The sequence below is a fragment of the Acinetobacter sp. AOR18_HL genome (genome assembly GCF_027855145.1).
GTDB classification, from domain to species: domain Bacteria; phylum Pseudomonadota; class Gammaproteobacteria; order Pseudomonadales; family Moraxellaceae; genus Acinetobacter; species Acinetobacter pittii.
This window is the reverse complement of record NZ_JAKTIG010000061.1, coordinates 75,386-93,103: the sequence shown is the minus strand read 5'-3', so window position 1 is coordinate 93,103 and position 17,718 is coordinate 75,386. Positions and strand designations below refer to the sequence as shown.

Here is a 17,718-nt window from a genome sequence, read left to right as displayed (position 1 = left end):
TGCCAAATGTTTGGAATGAAGAAAATTATAGTCAATCCGAGAACCAAAGTATGTCTATTTTTTCACTAAACAGTAGTGAATATGCAGTGAGCTCTACATTAAAACAGGTTAAGTATTTTTAAATTTTTTCATAGAAAAGGATTTATTTTTTGTCAGTGACATTCAAATTTTGACACATTAAAATGATTTCCAACCTTGAAAAAACAATGGAAATATAAAATGCCTACTGCGCAAGAAGTTTTAGATCGTCTGAAAGCCGGTAATCAACGATTTGTAAATGGAAATACTTCCCTTGCAAAAACCTTATCTCATCAAGAACGCGCTGAAATGGCAAAGGATCAAAATCCGTTTGCAATTGTACTTGGCTGCTCAGATTCTCGTGTTCCAGCAGAGATGGTATTTGACCAAGGTCTTGGTGACTTATTCGTAATCCGTGTAGCTGGTAATGTGGTTGCACCTTCACAAGTCGGTAGTGTTGAGTTCGCAGCAGAGCGTTATGACTGCCCAGTTGTAGTTGTATTAGGACACAGCCATTGTGGTGCGATTCAAGCAACAATTGATACGTTAATGAATCCTGATCACCCGCCATCATCTAACCTAATGTCGATTGTGAACCGCGTTCGTCCATCAGTTGAAATTTTAATGCAGACTGACTTAAAAAATGATTTGAAAAAATTATCATGTCATGCGGTACGTTCAAACGTTTTTGCTTCTGTAAATCAATTACGCCATGGTTCAGCGGTGTTAGAGAGCCTGATTGCAAAAGGTGAATTAATTGTTGTTGGTGCAGAATATTCACTCGAAACAGGTGAAGTTACTTTTTTTGATTTCTGATCATATTAAAAAGAATGCTTAAAGATAAAAGGTGCCTATAGGGCACCTTTTATATATGGGTAAGCTAAATTAAGTAGTTTTGACTGCGCTTGAGCATTGGGATGAATCAAATCATTTTGCATAAGCTGTTTTTGACCAGCAACACCATCTAGAAAAAACGGTAGTAGTTTCACCTGATATTTTTGACTTACAACTTTATAATTATTTTCAAAAGCTTTGCTATACGCAGCCCCATAATTTGGCGGAATCTTCATGCCAAAAAGAATAACTTTGGCTTTTTGTTTCTGGCTTAATTGAATGAGCTGATCCAGATTCTTTTGAATCATTTGAGGTGATTGACCACGCAAGCCATCATTCCCGCCTAATTCAATCACGACAACATTGGGCTTATAAGTCTGTAATAACTTAGGTAATCGAGCTAAAGCACCGCTTGTTGTTTCTCCACTAACACTTGCATTGACCACTTTGTGTTGTTTGGGATACTGTTGGTCTAAACGTTTTTGCAGTAATTGTACCCAACCTTGTTTGGGATCAATTCCGTAACCGGCACTAATACTATCTCCTAAAATTAAAATAGTTTTCGCCGATACAAGCATGGGCAGCATACTTAATGAGATGAGCATGATGCTTTTAGAACCAATCAAAAAAGATTTAGACATTTGTACTTCGACCCTGATTCTGAATACATAGGACTTTTCACATCATGCCACAACCCATCATTGCTGCCCATCAAGTTACACAAACTATTCAGATTAACCAAAATCAGTTTACGATTTTAAAAGATATTGATTTAGAGATTTTTGAAGGGGAACAGGTAGCAATTACGGGACGTTCCGGCTCAGGTAAATCAACCTTACTAGGAATTTTGGCGACTTTAGATCAACCGTCTGAAGGAGAAGTCTGGTTGTGTGGTCAAGCTGTTCATCAGTTAACAGAGGAACAACGTGCCCAAATCAGAATGCAGCATATTGGTTTTGTATTTCAGTCTTTTCAACTTCTGCCTCAGTTGAGTGCGCTTGAAAATGTGATGTTACCTTTACGATTACGTAAAGACTTTGATTATAAAACAGCGGAGAAAAAAGCTTTAGATTGGTTGCATCGAGTAGGGCTGAGTCGTCAAGTTGAACAAACGCCTAAAGTCTTATCTGGTGGCGAGCAGCAGCGTGTAGCCATTGCACGCGCTCTCATTGCAGAACCACAAATTATTTTTGCGGATGAACCGACTGGAAACCTAGATGGTCAGACGGCACAAGAAATCGAAAGCTTGCTCTTTGATTTAAACCGAGAGTTAGGTACGACTCTGATTTTGGTGACCCATGATCGTAATTTAGCAACCCTTTGTCAGCGTCATGTTGAGTTAGATGATGGCCGACTAAAGACAGTACAGGGTGGTTAAGCTATGCGTAATCTTCTCAAACCACTTTTGCTACAGAGTTTTCGTACGGGTGGATTATATCTACTCATTATTGCTTTATCGCTTGCGATTAGCGCAACGACAGCCCTGAAATTTAGTAACGATCAAGTTAAAAATGCAGTAAGTCTGCAAGCTTCACAAATGCTGGGTGCTGATTTAGTTCTGTCGAATAACGAGCCTATCGAGCAGTCGTGGAAAAAAAGGGCAGAGCAGCTAGATCTAAAACAAACCAATGTCACTATATTTAGCTCGATGGCACATACCCAAGATCAGTTTGTCATGGTGAATGTAAAGACAATTGAGCCTTTATTTCCACTCAGAGGACAGTTGGAAATTGAGCCAAGCGCTAAAGCAATTCAATCTGGTGAGGTTTGGCTAAGTCAAAGAGCAGCCGATTTACTTAAAGTAAAGCTAGGAGATACTGTTTCTATTGCTGATGGTACCTTCCGTTTTAGTGGCGTGATTGTGCGTGATTCAAATCAAGAACTCGGTTTTTCAGGCTTTTCTCCAAGCGTTATTATTCATCAAGCCGATATTGCTAAGACTCATGCGATTCAGATAGGGAGCAGAATTGACTATCGTTTATTAATGGCAGGTAGCCCTGAACAGGTTCAGTCATTTTCAAAGCAATTTAAGCAACAGCATCAACCATCTAAAGAACCAGATGAAACGGCAGGTTTGCGTTTACGTGATGCGAGTGAATCAAATAGTCGGTTATTACGCCCGCTTGAAAACCTAGATACCTTTTTGCAATTAGCCAATATTTTAACGATTTTGTTGTGTGGGATTGCCATTGCTTTAACGAGTCAAAGATATGTTCAGCAAAACCAAGATCATATTGCACTTATTAGATGCTTAGGCGCCAGTAAGTTCCAAATCTTGTGGGCATATATTGGATTGCTTTGTATTGTCAGTGCGATTTCAATTGTGCTGGGAAGCCTATTAGGTTTAATCATGGGGTTTGGCCTGCTGCAACTTATGCTGCAATTGATTCCTCAATTAGAGTTAAGTTTTTCGGTTGTACCTCTTTTGGTCGGGCCTTTACCAATTGCGATTTTTACCAGCGTGATTGTGCTGCTTGGTTTTATTTTGCCAAGCATTTGGGAGCTTTTAAATACACCTCCAATTCGTGTTATTCGGGAGCAAGCCAAATCTCGCAAATCTTTATTTTTTATGTTTTTTGCAGGAATCACTAGCCTAGTCGTTTTTAGTTTGGTATTGAGTGAAAACTTAATGCTCAGCATTCTGGTTTTAGCAGCCATTATTGTTCTTTGTATTTTGCTTTACACTGTTGTTTGGCTATTGCTTCGCAGTTTAAAAAAGCTGAAAAATCGTTTGTCTTTTTATATTCGTTCGCCATCGCAAAGCGCCTTACAAATTACTGCATTGGCTTTAGGCTTAAGCCTCATTACAGTACTCAGTGTATTAAGAACAGATTTATTAGAGCGTTGGCAACAACAACTTCCGGAAGGAACACCGAATCAATTTGTTTATGGATTGCCTCCATTTGATTTAAAAGCCTTTGAGCAACAGTTAAAGCAACATGGTTGGCAAAGCACCCCGTTATACCCAAATATTCGTGGCCGATTACTGGCTAAAAATGATGTACCTTTTTCAGAAGAGGCTATAAAGCAAAATAATTCTTTGCGCCGTGAATTGAATTTAACACAATCAAATCAATTGCCGAATGACAACGTAATTACAAAAGGACAAGCTCAGTTTAATGGCGTAGGGCAAGTTTCAGTCGAAAGTAAAACTGCCGAAAGTTTGGGAATCCAAATTGGAGATAAGCTTACTTTTGGTTTGCCCGAAGGCAACTTACAGGCCAAAGTTGTGAATTTCCGGAGTGTCGAGTGGGAAAGTTTTAGCCCTAACTTTTTCTTTATTTTTTCACCTAAAACCTTAGACGAAAATGCTGGAAGTTATTTAGGTAGTTTCTATGTGCCTAAGCAAGATCAACCTAAAATGATCACTATTATTCAGCAGTTCTCAAATACAGTATTTATTGATGTTGACCGGATTTTAGATGAAGTAAAACGCTTAATGAATGTTTTGGTCAAAATAGTAACTGTACTGGCAGCGTTAGTCGGTTTTTCTGGAATATTGGTACTGATTGCATGTTTAAACCTGTTAATGGACGAGCGACGCCGTGAGGTTGCTTTACTGCGCTCATTTGGTTTATCTAAAAATAAAATGAAGCAAATGCTCAGTTTTGAGATTGGTTTCTTAGGTCTGCTAGCAGGCATAGTTGCCTGCTGTTTTGCAGAAGTGATTAGTGCGATCGCAAGCTATAAAATGAATATGGCAATACAGTGGCATATTGAAATATGGCTGATTTTACCAATTGGCATGATGCTGGTTTGTGCGCTGATTGGTCGTTATCGACTAGGCTATCTCTGTAATTTGCCACCTTTACAAAGTTTAAGAGAATTAAACCAAGTGTAGTTTAAGGAATAATGTCAGGGTTCTGGATGATGATTTCATGCCATAGGGGAAGCAACGGTGAGTTGAGCTGTACACAGTACATATAAAAACCACCTGTAATTACAACTGCTCCTAATAAGCCTAAGATTTTGAGCACATTTTTTAACTTGCTGACATAGCTTAAGTACCACATCAGTGCAAGAAATGCTCCAATAATCATGCCGCCAATATGCGCGGCATTATTAATACCTGTTGCGACAAAACCAAAAATAAGGTTGATGGCCATAACCATTAATAAAGCTTTTTTATCGAGTATGTAGGCTTGATGCGGAAGCGGGGGAAATAGAGAAAGTACTGTTAACGCAGCACCTAATCCCATTACGGCACCCGAAGCACCTGCACTGACATGAGGAAGTAAACTTTGATCGAAATGTTGCAGTAATTCATGCCCATTTTGAATAGTCATATAGCTACTGAGAAGGCTACCAAATAAGCCAGCAAGTAAATACATACCTATAAAATAGAAGCGACCAAATAGTGACTCAGCTACATTACCGAAAATATAGAGGGCCCACATGTTAAGCATGAGGTGAACAAGACCAAAATGAAAAAACATGCTGGTAAATAAGCGTTCGGGCTGCCCAGTAAAAGTAAGTGGTGTAAAATCAGCGCCCCAATGAATAGCATCTTTCATGACTGGGTCGCTAATATCGACACCAGTCGCAATTTGCCAGACAAACAAACTTACATTAATCAAGATCAGTAAGGCGGTCAGCCACCAAGTTTGTACATTGAGTTTACGATTAATGTGCGGAGGCTGATATTGAGTCATGCTATGCTTTTGTTATATATGAACATGCTTAACAGCTTAACATGAAAAAAGTTGAATACAGGAGATCAGGACGAACATGAAAGCTTTTATTGTTCGCGTGTTGTTAATTTTTATTGGGGCAATTCTCCTTATTCAGCTTTGGATTTTCTCAAGTTTAGTTTGGTGGCGTACACATGAAGTCGATACCACCATGTTTATGCGAATTGATTATTGGTCAGATACCTCAGAGCCGATCATTCATGAATGGCTTGACTATGATGATATTAGTGACAATTTTAAACATGCGATTTTAGCTGGGGAAGATGCAAAATTCATCCATCACCATGGTTTTGACTGGGATGGCATTCGTTTTGCACTAGAGCGGAATAATGAAGAAGGCGAAGTGGTTGCTGGTGGTTCTACAGTATCTCAACAACTGGCAAAGAATTTGTTTTTATACAATAAGCGTTCGTTTATTCGTAAAGGCCAAGAAACTATCGCAACTTGGATGATGGAGCGGATGTGGTCAAAACGCCGAATTCTTGAGGTATATATGAACTCTGTTGAATTTGGCAAAAACCGATATGGTGTAGAAGCAGCCGCGCAATATTATTATGGTAAAAGTGCGAGAAGCTTAACGCGTGAACAAGCTGCTTTTTTGGCCGCATTATTGCCTGATCCGAAATATTATCAAGATCACCGCAATGATCGTAAACTACAGTATAGAAAACGCGTTATTCTACGTTATATGAATAGCACCCAGATTCCCGAATAATGATGTTTTAAAGATGTGTAAATTTTTTAGTTTTTACCAAATTGTCATATTTTTGCAGCATACTGTTTTATAGAGATTTTGGCTGGATAGAGAATTGAGTTAGACATGAATACAGCGATTACACCAACGACCCCAACAGAATATAGTTATAATGACCGTTACATAAATCGTGAATTGTCTATTCTTGACTTCCATTTGCGTGTATTGGAGCAAGCGGTAGACCCTTTACATCCATTACTTGAGCGAATGAATTTCTTGCTCATTTTTTCACGTAATCTAGACGAGTTTTTCGAAATTCGTGTTGCAGGGGTGATGGAGCAATTTTCTCTGGGCAATGAGAGTCGTAGCCCTGATGGTTTGACGCCAAGACAAGTCTTACAAAAAATCTCTGAAACTGCTCACGCTGCGATTGAACGTCAATATCGTATTTTAAATGAAGAAATCTTACCTAAATTACGTGAAGAAGATATTTGCTTCCTCCGTCGTGGTGAACTAACGCCAGCACAGTCAGCTTGGATTAAGAAGTATTTTCAAGAACAAGTTGCACCTGTATTAACCCCAATTAGCTTAGATCCAGCGCATCCGTTCCCACGTCTCGTAAACAAGAGCTTAAACTTTATTATTACCTTAGAAGGTAAAGATGCTTTTGGCCGTCAAATTGATTTAGCCGTGGTTCCAGCCCCACGTTCATTACCTCGCGTTGTACGACTGCCAGATGAGTTAACAGGTGGTAAAGAACATCACGTCATGCTATCTGCAATTATCCATGAGCATGTGTCCGATTTGTTCCCTGGCATGACAGCAACAGGATGTTATCAATTCCGTGTTACACGTAATGCAGACTTGGCATTAAATGAAGATGTTGAAGATTTAGCAAAAGCTTTAAAAGGTGAATTAAGTTCTCGACGTTTTGGCCGTGCTGTTCGCTTAGAAGTAACTCATAACTGTCCGCAGCATATTTATGAGTACTTATTAGAAGAATTTGATTTAACCGATGAGCAGTTATACAAAGTTGATGGACCTGTAAACTTAGCTCGTCTGGTTTCAAATTTTAAACGCCTTCATTTGCGTTATGACTCGCATACGCCGATTGTGCCTAAAGTGTTTAAAAAGACCGAGAACATTTTCTCTGCAATGCAGAAGCAAGACATTTTACTTCATCATCCTTTTGAATCTTTCGCACCCGTGATTCAGCTACTTCGTGAAGCTGCTCGCGATCCACAAGTATTGGCAATTAAGCAGACGCTTTACCGTAGTGGTGCTGACTCTGAAATTGTACAGATTTTGGCGGAAGCAGCGCGTAATGGAAAAGAAGTGACCGCAGTTATTGAATTGCGTGCCCGCTTTGATGAAGAATCAAATATTGAAGTAGCTAACGTTTTACAAGAAGCGGGGGCTGTCGTTGTTTACGGTATTGTTGGTTATAAAACTCACGCCAAAATGATTATGGTGGTGCGCCGTGAAAATAACAAACTTGTGCGTTACGTTCATTTAGGCACTGGTAACTACCATGCAATGAATGCTCGAATTTATACCGATTATGGTCTCATGACGACCGATAAAGATCTCTGTGAAGACGTGCATCGTATCTTCCAAGAGTTGACTGGTATGGGCAAAATGGCGAAATTGAAAAAGCTATTACATGCACCATTTACCTTACATGCTCAGCTCATCAACTTTATTGATGAAGAAATTGCCAATGCTAAGGCAGGACGTAAAGCTCAAATTATTGTGAAAGTGAATGCCTTAACGGAAGTTCAATTGATCAATAAATTATATGAAGCATCTCAAGCAGGTGTTCAGATTGATTTGATTATTCGTTCTATTTGCTGTTTACGTCCAGGTTTGCCTAACTTATCAGAAAATATTCGTGTACGTTCAATTGTAGGGCGCTTCCTTGAACATACCCGTGTTTATTACTTCAGCAATAATGGTGATGCGCGTATTTACTGCTCAAGCGCAGACTGGATGGATCGTAATTTATTTAACCGTGTTGAAGCATGTTTTCCTGTGGAAGATCCTGCATTGAAAAAACGTATTTATCAACAAGGCCTAGTGAACTATTTGCAAGATAACCAGCAAGCTTGGTTGTTACAGTCAGATGGTACTTGGGTACGTGCTGAGCCAGCAGAGGGTGAAAAATTGCATAATGCTCAAAGAGCACTATTAGAAATGATTAAATAATAAGTTTTAAATTTAATTAAAAAAGCCGACAAAATGTCGGCTTTTTTAATTCACTGAAATTCAAAATAATTTAATTAGTTTTTCTAAATGGTTGTTGGGTATACGATAATAAGTTGAAGCACAGCAAGATGTTTTTAAAATATGTGATTTTTTCCATAAAACATTGAATTTTATAAATATACAAATCATGTGAAATCTACTTTAATACGCCGCATTAAATATACTTAACTTCGGTAAATGAATAAGATGCAATGCTTTATTAGAAATTTACTTATTAGAATACTTTTGGGGATAATGCCAGTGACCGCCTATGCAGATCAGAAGTGTTATGGGGATATCATCGTATTTCAAAGGTTTGATGATCAAGCGATATATCCTTATTTTGCACCCGTTTCCAGTGATAAAACTAAAAAGAGTGAGGTAAGGAATAAAACAATAATCATCCAAAAAAGAAAACAAAAGCAAGATGAGTTTTTAACGCAAAAGAAAAATGAGGAAGTTCACACAAAAAAAGTAGAAGAAAAGAAAAATTCTGAAAATAAAAAACAACTTGATGCTGCGATCGCTAAAGAAATTTTAGAAAATGGTGAAAAAAAGTGGATGGTTCAGGTTGCATTAGCAGCTAATCAAAATAAAGCAAATCGGGTTCAATCTCAGCTTGAAGCAAAAGGCTATAAGGTTGTCACTAGTTCAACCACTAAAGGAATACGCGTCATGATAGACCCAGCCAATGACTATGCTATCGCACAAATTATTAGAGAAAAAATTATTGCCGATAATAGTTTGAATATGCCGTCTGCTTGGGTGTTTAAGTGGGCATCGCTTACAGCTCAGTAAAACAAAAAGGAGTCCGAAGACTCCTTTTTTTATTCATGTAAATTCGTGGTGATTTTCTGCATAATTTGCAGTAATACGTCAAATTCACTTTGTAGCGGCGTACTTTTACGAGTGACTAATGCTAAAATGCGGCTTGGAGCATCTTCAATTGGTTTTGCAGTAATTTGATCATTAAACTTGATCATACTATTTTCAATTGCAATTTCTGGTAAAAGCGTAAAACCTAAATCAGAAGAAACCATTTCAACTAAAGTTGGTAAAGAGCTTGCTTTTAAACGGTTGTCATTTTTACGTTCACCGATAGGGCATGCACTTAAAACGTGGTCACGTAAACAGTGGCCTTCTTCAAGCAAAATTAATCTCGATAAATCAAGATCATCTAGTGAGTTTGCTTGCAAAGCATTTGTATCTTGCTTACTACATACAAGGTACAAATTTTCTTTCGAGATTTCAGCGACTTTTAGGCCTCTGGTATCAAACGGTAGAGCAAGAACAATCATGTCTAGATTACCGTGTTCTAGACGCTCTACAATTTTTTCACTTTGAGCTTCATGCAGATGCAACTGAATTTTAGGTAACTGCTGATGCACTTCATCAAGTAACCGTGTCAGGATAAAAGGTGCAATGGTTGGGATAACTCCCAAATGCAAATCGCCTGTTAACGGTTCACTCATTTCACGGCTCAAACGCATTAAATCTTGAGCATCTGCTAGTAGTACACGGGCACGAGCAACAACTTGTTCACCCAATGGTGTTAAACGCACATTCTGACGGTCACGCTCTACCAGAACGCCACCTAACAATCGTTCAAGCTCCATGATGCCGCCTGATAACGTCGATTGCGTGACAAAAGAGCGGCGTGCTGCTTCAGTAAAATGCAAAGTTTCCGACAACGTAACTAAATATGATAGCTGTCTTAGTGAGGGTAATGCAGCCATAGTGTCCTAGTATGATGATTTAAAATGATGCGCAAATAAACCGCTAAGCTGAGGAATAAAATGTGCAGGGATATCATGCCCCATTCCATCAATTAATTCAAACTTAGCACCGGAAATTGCTTTTGCTACAGCCTTACCATGACTAGGTGGAAGTAAGCGATCACGAGAGCCATGTAAGACTAACGCGGGTTGCTTAATTTCACGGTCCAGTTGAAGTAAGGAGCCTGTACATAATATTGCTAAAAACTGTTGAAGTACACCAGCAGGATAATAGCTACGTTGATAAAGTTTGCGTGCAGTTTGCATTGCTTCAATCTGGTTGACGTAACCAGGTGAACCAATCAATTGAAATAATTTTAAACTGTGATTAACAATACCATCTTCGTCACGTGACTCAGGTTTGCCAATTAAACTCAAAAGCTGTTTCGGAAAAGGAGGGGGTAAAAAAGGCTGATTATTACTTGTAAACATGAGTCCCAATTTCTCAACCTTTTCAGGATATTTTGCTGCAAGAATTTGAGCGATCATCCCGCCCATTGATGCACCAATGACATGTGTTTTAGTCACGCCTAAGCGGTCAATAAGCATTGATACATCATCTGCCATATCATGCAGAGTATAAGGGGCACCTTGATTACTTAGTCCGAGCGCAAAGCGACCCATCAATTTAACCGTATTTAACCGTTTACCTTCATGACGTACTTTTGAAGAAAGGCCAATATCGCGGTTATCAAAACGAATAACACGAAAACCTTGATCAATGAGTGATTTACAGAAGAAATCCGGCCAGAAAAGCATTTGAGCGCCAAGACCCATAATCAGCAAAATGGTTGGATGTTCCGGTTTTCCACCTACTTCTACATGTAGCTCAATACCATTGCCTAAGTTGACCTTGGTTTCTTGCATGAAAGATGTGTACGGCGAAATGTTAAACTGTAAGGCACTATTCATGTTATTCATTCCTTAAAGGAATACTCACAAAAGAGTATTCCTGATTCAAACCTTATGCTTGGGCTGGAATAAGATCTGGAACAAGCTTTGTTAAAGTTAAGCGTTGTTTACCTGCTGTTGCACCTAACAATACGAAACCACGCAATGTTCCTTCATTGTCAATTGCTTTAGCAAGCATACCATCGTCGAACTCTTCTGTTTCCCAGTTCACTTCTACATTCATTGGAGCTGGTAACACTGTAAGTGGAGCTGCAGGAGTTTTTACTGCAACTGGCATAGCAGGGTAGTGCACGGCAGTTTGTTGTCCGCTGAGGGTTTTTGCAAGAGCACGAGCTTGCTGCATAATCGGCATTACATACGGAAGTAGCGTGCCATTTACTTCAGCGCAATCGCCAATCGCATAAATATCGGCTTGATTTGTTTCAAGTAAACTATTGGTAATAATGCCACGGCTTGTTTGAATATCTGCACTTTTAGCAAGTGAAATATTTGGCTGTAAACCAATCGCTGAAAGAACGATGTCGGCTACCAAAGTTTGGCCGTTTGCGAGTGTAATCGCATAATCTTCGCCATTATTAATTTTACTGACTTTTTCAACGGTTGTGCCTAATGCAAATTTAACACCAGCCTCTTCGAGATTTTGCTGGAATGCAGAAGCAATATGACCTGGCAATAAGCGACCTAATGGTTGAGGTGCCAAATCAATGACAGTAATGTCATATTCACTATGAAGTAAGTCATTGGCGAATTCACAACCAATTAAACCAGCACCTAAAATAACAACACGTTTGTCTTTACGTTGAGCTAGATTTTCACGGAAAGCACGGTAATCAATTAGCGAGTTCACTACATGAATGTCATCACTACCATCGCCTGCAATTGCAAGACGAATTGGGTTAGCACCAACAGCTAAAATCAGTTTTGAATAGGGTTGATTCGAAGTTACCCCATCTTTCTCAAGAACAAGCTCATGACGTTCAGCTAAAATTTCTTTTACAAAAGTGAAAGGCTCAATACGCATATTGAGTTGGGCACCCATTTTAGCAGCATCACCTAAAGCAATCTGTTCAGGTGCTTTTTTACCTGCAAATGCATTTGATAATGTTGGTTTTGCATAATTCACTGCATCATCCGCACAAATCATCACAAGTTCTTGCTCTGGGCTAAGCTTACGAAACTCACGTGCTAAGGTATAACCCGCCATGCCTGATCCGATAATGACGATAGGATGCATTTTTCTCTCCAGAGTTAGAATTGTTTAATTAATACGGTAATGGGTAATATTCGTAAAAAAGACCATGTCAATCATGGCCTTTTGCTTTAAATCATTAGATTTCGATCATTTCGAAGTCAGCTTTTGAAACGCCGCAATCAGGGCAAGTCCAGTCATCAGGGATATCTTCCCATTTTGTTCCAGCTGCAATGCCTTCTTGTGGCCAACCTTCTGCTTCATCGTAAATCCATCCACAAACGATACATTGATATTTTTTCATGAGACTCTCCGCACTGATAAGTTTGCTCAAAGCTGCCTTTCAGTAAAACTATTCCATCTATTAATAATGTAACCACGATCCGGTCAATAATAACCAATGTGCCTTTGATCGGATATCAAATTTTTACGCAGTTCTACATTTAATGTAAAGCAAATAACGGAGTTTAATCATTCGTAAGCAAAGATGAATGGCAGGTTAGGACAAATAAGTGGTTTTTTAGGCAAAACTTGGGCATAAACTAATAATAACTAATACATTCTTAACGTTAATTTTAAACTTAATGTTGTTTGTGAAATTATTGAGAAATAAAAAGTGCCTTCTCATTTAAAAGATTTATATAATAAGAAAGCTAAATAACAACAAATAAAGATTCAACAGATGTCATCATTAAACGCGAAAATTAAAAGTCGACATCATAAAAACGGCATAAATCAGGGAAGTAAAATATGGAAAATTTAGAATATGAAGTAGAGATTGAGGCGCCTATAGAGAAAGTATGGGAATTACTTTGGAATAGCGAGACATATAATGCTTGGACAAAATTTTTTGCCCCAGATTCCTCAATGTGTACCGATTGGCAAATTGGTGGTAAAACTTATTTCTTAGATGGCGAAGGCAATGGCATGGTTTCCACCATTGAAGAATTGAAAAAGCCGGAAATCTTGATTTTTAAACATTTAGGAATGATTAAGGACGGTAAGGAAGATTTAGAAAGAGAAGAAGTTAAAGGCTGGAGTGGTTCCCAAGAAAAATATTTTTTGAGCCAGCACGATAGTGTAACTACTTTAAAAGTCGAATTAGCCACCTTACCTGAATACATGGGTATGTTGAAAAGTGGCTTCGTTCAAGGATTTGACGTAATCAAGAAATTGGCAGAAGAAAAATAGGCAATCTGCATTAATTTAAGCCAAATATTTTTTATAAATTTTCATAATCAAATCATTGAGGCGAGAAGGATAGGCCAAACGATGATGTCCGCCTTCAAAGGTTTCAATATTCATGTAGGGCGCAAGTTTTTCTTGAACCTGATACATATCAAGTTGCTCATCTCCTAATTCTAAATAAGCCATTTTAGGATTAGAGTGAGTAAGTTCTTCTTCGGAAAGCTGAGGGTAGTCTGCCCGAAAATTAGGGGTAAGACTTGGATTTGCCACAATCACAGCTAATTTATGTTGAGCGGCAGTTTTTAAGGCCCAATATCCTCCAAGGCTGTGACCAACCAGTAAATCAGGTTTGATCGTCTGAATAGCCTGATGATAAAAGTACTCAACAGATGCATAACTTAAGTTACGATAATCAACGTCAATACAAAATTTTTCAGGATGTGAAATGGCGTGGAACTTTGTCGATTCACGAGAAGAATCCAAGCCATGTAAAAATAAAATTTTCATTATTTACGACACAATCTCATTGATAAAATACAAGGCAAATAGGGCCTTTGAATATCGAGGTTATTTGGATTTTTTTATATTTTACTAAAAGCTTTAAAAAATGATCTTAGCGATTGGTCTAAGTCATTTTTCCTTTAAAAAGTACTGCTCTTTTCTATAAATTGTCTTTTTTCATTTTTGTTTGATTGAAATCATTCGAAAAACTCCTGCAATCTGTTAAGCTATGCCACTTCATTTTTACTTAATCGAGGCAGAGATGACGCAACAAAACGCTCAATCGACTTCTGAACCAACTATTTCCGAAAACGATTTAATTGCACAGCGTCATGCCAAATTAAAGCAAATCCAAGATGTTGCGAAGGAAACTGGAAAGAGTCCTTGGCCAAATACTTTTAAGCGTGAACATTACGCAGCTGATCTACAAGAACAATTTAAAGATCAGTCGAAAGAACAAATTGAAAGCGCTGAGCATGTCTATGTAAAAGTGGCTGGCCGTATCATGTTAAACCGTGGTTCTTTCATGGTGATTCAAGACATGACAGGTCGTATTCAGTTATATGTTGACCGTAAAGGCTTACCAAAAGATATTCTTGAAACTATTAAAGGTTTAGATCTTGGTGACATTATTGCTGCCGAAGGTTATATCGGACGTTCAGGCAAAGGTGACTTATATGTTCATCTTGAAGGTTTTGAACTTCTTACAAAATCTCTTCGTCCGTTACCAGATAAATTTCATGGCTTAAATGACACAGAAGTTAAGTACCGTAAACGCTACCTTGACTTAATTGTGAATGAAGAAACACGTAAGACTTTTGAAATCCGTGCCAAAGTTGTTGCAGGTATTCGAGCATTCTTAAACAATGAGCGTTTCATGGAAGTTGAAACGCCAATGATGCATGTGATTCCAGGTGGTGCTTCTGCACGTCCATTCGAAACACATCACAATGCTTTGGATATGCCTTTATTCTTACGTATTGCGCCTGAACTTTATTTGAAGCGTTTAGTTGTGGGTGGTTTTGAGCGTGTGTTTGAAATCAACCGTAACTTCCGTAATGAAGGGGTGTCAACACGTCACAACCCTGAATTCACGATGATCGAGTTTTATCAGGCATATGCTGATTATAAAGACCTAATGGCATTGACTGAAAATATGCTTGAAAAGTTGGCTTTGGATATTCTAGGTACAACTGATGTTCCTTACCAAGGTGAAGTATTTAGCTTCAAAGGACCATTCAAGAAAATCTCTATGTTCGATGCGATCTTAGAGAATAATCCGCAGTTCACACCTGAAAATGTAGGTGATCGCGAGTTTCTTGCAAAATTTATTCGTGAAGAGTTGAAAGAAGAGGTTAAGCCAGGTTTTGGTTTAGGTAAGCTTCAAACAATCGTATTTGAAGAAACTGTTGAAACTAAACTTCGTCAGCCAACATTTATTACTGATTACCCAGCGGAAACTTCTCCATTGGCGCGTCGTAATGATGACAATCCACACGTTACAGATCGTTTTGAATTCTTCATCGGTGGTCGTGAGTTAGCAAATGGCTTCAGCGAGTTAAATGACCCAATCGATCAAGCTGAGCGTTTCCAAGCGCAAGTTGCTGAAAAAGACGCTGGTGATGATGAAGCAATGCATTACGATGCAGAGTTTGTTGAAGCACTTGAATATGGTTTACCTCCAACAGCAGGTGAAGGTATTGGTATTGACCGTTTGGTTATGTTATTTGCTGACGCACCAAGTATTCGTGATGTAATTTTATTCCCGCATATGCGCCGTAAAGAAGGTTAATCTTCTAAGATGCAAAAAGGCAGTATTTATACTGCCTTTTTTATTACTTTTTATATCTAGAAACTTACCTAATTATACTAATCTTAAGATAGCGTTAAAAAATGTAATTGCACAGTTTAACAATTGCAAAGTTGTGATAAAAAATTTAAGGTGTTGCTCATAAATAACTTTGAGAATTGGCTGGCATGTTTCTAAGAAAAACACTTTCAATTGCAATATTGGCAACTGCTTCATCCGCTATTTTTGCACAAGGTTTAGTGCTAAATAATGAAGACTTACGTACCGACTTAAACTGGTTAAATCAACAAGGTGTTATCAGTATTAGCACTTCAACTTGGCCGTTAAGTGGTGATGAAATTCAAAGAGCACTTTCTCAAGCAAAAGTGACGCATCCAGCTCAACAAAAAGTTATTAATTCAGTACTTAATGCGTTAAAAGCAGATAACAATACAGTTAAAGTGGGTGCTTTTGCTGAATCTGATATTAAAAATATTCCACAAGCATTTGGCGATAACCAAAAATCACAGTACCAAGGTTCATTAGAGTTTAATGCTGGCGGTGAAAACTGGGATGCTAAAATCCGAGTAAATGCAGAAAAAGATCCTCAAATTGATAATGGACAAGACGTTAATGTTGAAGGTTCATATGTCGCTGGTAAACTTTGGAATCAATGGGTAGTTGCAGGTCAAATTCCAACATGGTGGGGACCTGGACACGATGGTAGCTTAATTCGTGGTGATGCTAGTCGACCAGTTTATGGGGTAACTGCACAACGTGCTGTGCAAAATGCTTTTGAGACAAAATGGTTGTCTTGGATTGGACCTTGGCAATACCAAGCTTTTGCTGGTCAATTAGATGATTATAAAATACATAATGCAAAATTAATTGGGATGCGTTTAACTGCACAACCATATCCTGCTTTAGAACTTGGTGCTTCTAGAGCGATTCAAATTGGTGGAGATGGTCAGCCAAATAGTTTTAAAGCCTATTGGAATGCGATTATCGGTAAAGATAATGGTTGTACTGAAAGTAGTTGTGTGGGCGAAGATAATGCATCTAATCAGTTAGCAGGTTTTGATGCTCGTTTACAATTACAACCGTTGTTTAATATCCCAGTCAGTGTTTACGGGCAATATGTAGGGGAAGATGAGGCGGGTGGTTTACCATCTAAAAAAATGTATTTGGCTGGAGCAGATTATTCTTCAATAGTTAATAATATGCCTTATCAACTCTATGCTGAATGGGCAGATACACGTACAAATGGTGATGCAAGAGGGATTTCATATAATCACCACCAATATACAGATGGCTATTATCAACATGGTTTCTCGTTAGGTCATGCGATGGGTGGTGACGGGCAAATGTATTCAGTGGGTGGTGATATCCGCTTTGATGTCATGAACCGTTTAAGTGGTCGTGCAATGGTGGTTAAAGTTAACCAATCTAACTTGGCAATCAATAAAGCATTCCCTAAAGATGATGAAATTAAAGCGCTTGATTTAACATGGACGCATTTCATCAAACCTGATCTTCCATTAAAAATTAATGGATGGGTAAGTGATTCGGATCTTGAGGGTAATGATGTAGGCGCATCTATTGGTATTGAAATTCCATTAGAACGTAAAATGTTTGGTTTCTAAGATTAGATTATGTTTTAAAAAAAGAGAAGCGATTAATGCTTCTCTTTTTTTATGGTTTTTAAAGAAATCTAAAGACTAGAACATGATTTGCTTAAGTTGACTATACAAGCTAGGATTACAAAGTTATGCATGTGAATCAGCATATTACATGTATATGATTAAATCGAATATCAATATGAAAAAACAAGCAAAAGGAATCGGTTTTAAATCACTATAATGCATAACTAATGCTATAAGCCA

17 protein-coding genes are annotated in these 17,718 nt (G+C 38.3%); 9 read left to right on the top strand and 8 right to left on the bottom strand.

Annotated features, from left to right (window positions below):
- The first annotated feature begins 219 nt into the window (after positions 1-219).
- A complete protein-coding gene (locus MKL51_RS15660; RefSeq protein ID WP_002117769.1) occupies positions 220-834 on the top strand; it encodes a carbonic anhydrase in 615 nt (204 codons plus the stop codon).
- 35 nt (positions 835-869) lie between these two features.
- Here MKL51_RS15660 and MKL51_RS15655 read toward each other — a convergent pair whose 3' ends face one another.
- Positions 870-1,493, bottom strand: coding sequence for an arylesterase (locus tag MKL51_RS15655; RefSeq protein WP_005802977.1), 624 nt, complete (start codon positions 1,491-1,493; stop codon positions 870-872).
- Between the two features lie 44 nt (positions 1,494-1,537).
- Between MKL51_RS15655 and MKL51_RS15650 the strand changes: the two genes are divergently transcribed.
- Together MKL51_RS15650 and MKL51_RS15645 are read left to right on the top strand one after the other, a co-directional pair.
- Complete coding sequence (locus MKL51_RS15650) at positions 1,538-2,230, top strand: ABC transporter ATP-binding protein (protein WP_005802976.1); 693 nt, start codon at positions 1,538-1,540, stop codon at positions 2,228-2,230.
- Between the two features lie 3 nt (positions 2,231-2,233).
- Positions 2,234-4,693 carry an ABC transporter permease gene (locus MKL51_RS15645; RefSeq protein WP_005802974.1) on the top strand — a complete coding sequence of 820 codons (2,460 nt, stop codon included), beginning with the start codon at positions 2,234-2,236 and terminating at the stop codon, positions 4,691-4,693.
- Position 4,694: 1 nt separating this feature from the next.
- Here MKL51_RS15645 and MKL51_RS15640 read toward each other — a convergent pair whose 3' ends face one another.
- Positions 4,695-5,504, bottom strand: coding sequence for a rhomboid family intramembrane serine protease (locus MKL51_RS15640; RefSeq protein WP_005802972.1), 810 nt, complete (start codon positions 5,502-5,504; stop codon positions 4,695-4,697).
- A 76-nt stretch (positions 5,505-5,580) separates the two neighbouring features.
- Here MKL51_RS15640 and mtgA point away from each other — a divergent pair, with 76 nt between their 5' ends.
- Positions 5,581-6,258 carry a monofunctional biosynthetic peptidoglycan transglycosylase gene (gene mtgA / locus MKL51_RS15635; protein ID WP_002117784.1) on the top strand — a complete coding sequence of 226 codons (678 nt, stop codon included), beginning with the start codon at positions 5,581-5,583 and terminating at the stop codon, positions 6,256-6,258.
- A gap of 105 nt (positions 6,259-6,363) precedes the next feature.
- A complete protein-coding gene (gene ppk1 / locus MKL51_RS15630; protein WP_270904350.1) occupies positions 6,364-8,442 on the top strand; it encodes a polyphosphate kinase 1 in 2,079 nt (692 codons plus the stop codon).
- Positions 8,443-8,502: 60 nt separating this feature from the next.
- Here ppk1 and MKL51_RS15625 read toward each other — a convergent pair whose 3' ends face one another.
- On the bottom strand, positions 8,503-8,631 hold the full coding sequence (locus MKL51_RS15625) for a hypothetical protein (RefSeq protein WP_078210343.1): 129 nt from the start codon (positions 8,629-8,631) through the stop codon (positions 8,503-8,505).
- Between the two features lie 57 nt (positions 8,632-8,688).
- On the opposite strand from MKL51_RS15625, the gene MKL51_RS15620 reads away from it, so the two are divergent.
- Positions 8,689-9,279 carry an SPOR domain-containing protein gene (locus MKL51_RS15620; RefSeq protein ID WP_005802968.1) on the top strand — a complete coding sequence of 197 codons (591 nt, stop codon included), beginning with the start codon at positions 8,689-8,691 and terminating at the stop codon, positions 9,277-9,279.
- A 29-nt stretch (positions 9,280-9,308) separates the two neighbouring features.
- On the opposite strand, the gene oxyR is transcribed toward MKL51_RS15620, so the two are convergent.
- From oxyR to rubA, 4 genes are all read right to left on the bottom strand, one after another.
- Positions 9,309-10,217, bottom strand: a complete 909-nt coding sequence (oxyR, locus tag MKL51_RS15615) for a LysR family transcriptional regulator OxyR (RefSeq protein ID WP_005802965.1) — start codon at positions 10,215-10,217, stop codon at positions 9,309-9,311.
- Between the two features lie 6 nt (positions 10,218-10,223).
- Positions 10,224-11,168, bottom strand: coding sequence for an esterase EstB (estB, locus tag MKL51_RS15610; RefSeq protein WP_002117541.1), 945 nt, complete (start codon positions 11,166-11,168; stop codon positions 10,224-10,226).
- Between the two features lie 52 nt (positions 11,169-11,220).
- The gene (gene rubB / locus MKL51_RS15605; protein ID WP_005075479.1) at positions 11,221-12,402 is read right to left on the bottom strand and encodes a rubredoxin reductase RubB; all 1,182 of its coding nucleotides are present in this window, start codon (positions 12,400-12,402) and stop codon (positions 11,221-11,223) included.
- Between the two features lie 94 nt (positions 12,403-12,496).
- Positions 12,497-12,661, bottom strand: coding sequence for a rubredoxin RubA (gene rubA / locus MKL51_RS15600; RefSeq protein WP_017481356.1), 165 nt, complete (start codon positions 12,659-12,661; stop codon positions 12,497-12,499).
- A gap of 446 nt (positions 12,662-13,107) precedes the next feature.
- Between rubA and MKL51_RS15595 the strand changes: the two genes are divergently transcribed.
- Positions 13,108-13,548, top strand: coding sequence for an SRPBCC family protein (locus MKL51_RS15595; RefSeq protein ID WP_005802956.1), 441 nt, complete (start codon positions 13,108-13,110; stop codon positions 13,546-13,548).
- A gap of 15 nt (positions 13,549-13,563) precedes the next feature.
- On the opposite strand, the gene MKL51_RS15590 is transcribed toward MKL51_RS15595, so the two are convergent.
- Positions 13,564-14,052 carry a YqiA/YcfP family alpha/beta fold hydrolase gene (locus MKL51_RS15590; RefSeq protein ID WP_005075483.1) on the bottom strand — a complete coding sequence of 163 codons (489 nt, stop codon included), beginning with the start codon at positions 14,050-14,052 and terminating at the stop codon, positions 13,564-13,566.
- A gap of 256 nt (positions 14,053-14,308) precedes the next feature.
- On the opposite strand from MKL51_RS15590, the gene lysS reads away from it, so the two are divergent.
- Positions 14,309-15,838 (top strand): lysine--tRNA ligase, encoded by a 1,530-nt coding sequence (gene lysS, locus MKL51_RS15585; RefSeq protein ID WP_270904349.1) that lies wholly within the window; start codon positions 14,309-14,311, stop codon positions 15,836-15,838.
- 185 nt (positions 15,839-16,023) lie between these two features.
- Positions 16,024-17,478 (top strand): capsule assembly Wzi family protein, encoded by a 1,455-nt coding sequence (locus MKL51_RS15580; RefSeq protein WP_005802952.1) that lies wholly within the window; start codon positions 16,024-16,026, stop codon positions 17,476-17,478.
- The last annotated feature ends 240 nt before the right edge of the window (positions 17,479-17,718 follow it).

Bases quoted from the DNA above. Each gene is read 5' to 3' on its own strand.
- MKL51_RS15625 (WP_078210343.1), bottom strand. From the start codon at position 8,631: ATGATTTGTATATTTATAAAATTCAATGTTTTATGGAAAAAATCACAT.
- MKL51_RS15640 (WP_005802972.1), bottom strand. From the start codon at position 5,504: ATGACTCAATATCAGCCTCCGCACATTAATCGTAAACTCAATGTACAA.
- MKL51_RS15620 (WP_005802968.1), top strand. From the start codon at position 8,689: ATGCAATGCTTTATTAGAAATTTACTTATTAGAATACTTTTGGGGATA.
- MKL51_RS15660 (WP_002117769.1), top strand. From the start codon at position 220: ATGCCTACTGCGCAAGAAGTTTTAGATCGTCTGAAAGCCGGTAATCAA.
- MKL51_RS15645 (WP_005802974.1), top strand. From the start codon at position 2,234: ATGCGTAATCTTCTCAAACCACTTTTGCTACAGAGTTTTCGTACGGGT.
- ppk1 (WP_270904350.1), top strand. From the start codon at position 6,364: ATGAATACAGCGATTACACCAACGACCCCAACAGAATATAGTTATAAT.
- lysS (WP_270904349.1), top strand. From the start codon at position 14,309: ATGACGCAACAAAACGCTCAATCGACTTCTGAACCAACTATTTCCGAA.
- rubB (WP_005075479.1), bottom strand. From the start codon at position 12,402: ATGCATCCTATCGTCATTATCGGATCAGGCATGGCGGGTTATACCTTA.
- rubA (WP_017481356.1), bottom strand. From the start codon at position 12,661: ATGAAAAAATATCAATGTATCGTTTGTGGATGGATTTACGATGAAGCA.
- MKL51_RS15595 (WP_005802956.1), top strand. From the start codon at position 13,108: ATGGAAAATTTAGAATATGAAGTAGAGATTGAGGCGCCTATAGAGAAA.
- estB (WP_002117541.1), bottom strand. From the start codon at position 11,168: ATGAATAGTGCCTTACAGTTTAACATTTCGCCGTACACATCTTTCATG.
- oxyR (WP_005802965.1), bottom strand. From the start codon at position 10,217: ATGGCTGCATTACCCTCACTAAGACAGCTATCATATTTAGTTACGTTG.
- MKL51_RS15580 (WP_005802952.1), top strand. From the start codon at position 16,024: ATGTTTCTAAGAAAAACACTTTCAATTGCAATATTGGCAACTGCTTCA.
- MKL51_RS15655 (WP_005802977.1), bottom strand. From the start codon at position 1,493: ATGTCTAAATCTTTTTTGATTGGTTCTAAAAGCATCATGCTCATCTCA.
- MKL51_RS15590 (WP_005075483.1), bottom strand. From the start codon at position 14,052: ATGAAAATTTTATTTTTACATGGCTTGGATTCTTCTCGTGAATCGACA.
- mtgA (WP_002117784.1), top strand. From the start codon at position 5,581: ATGAAAGCTTTTATTGTTCGCGTGTTGTTAATTTTTATTGGGGCAATT.
- MKL51_RS15650 (WP_005802976.1), top strand. From the start codon at position 1,538: ATGCCACAACCCATCATTGCTGCCCATCAAGTTACACAAACTATTCAG.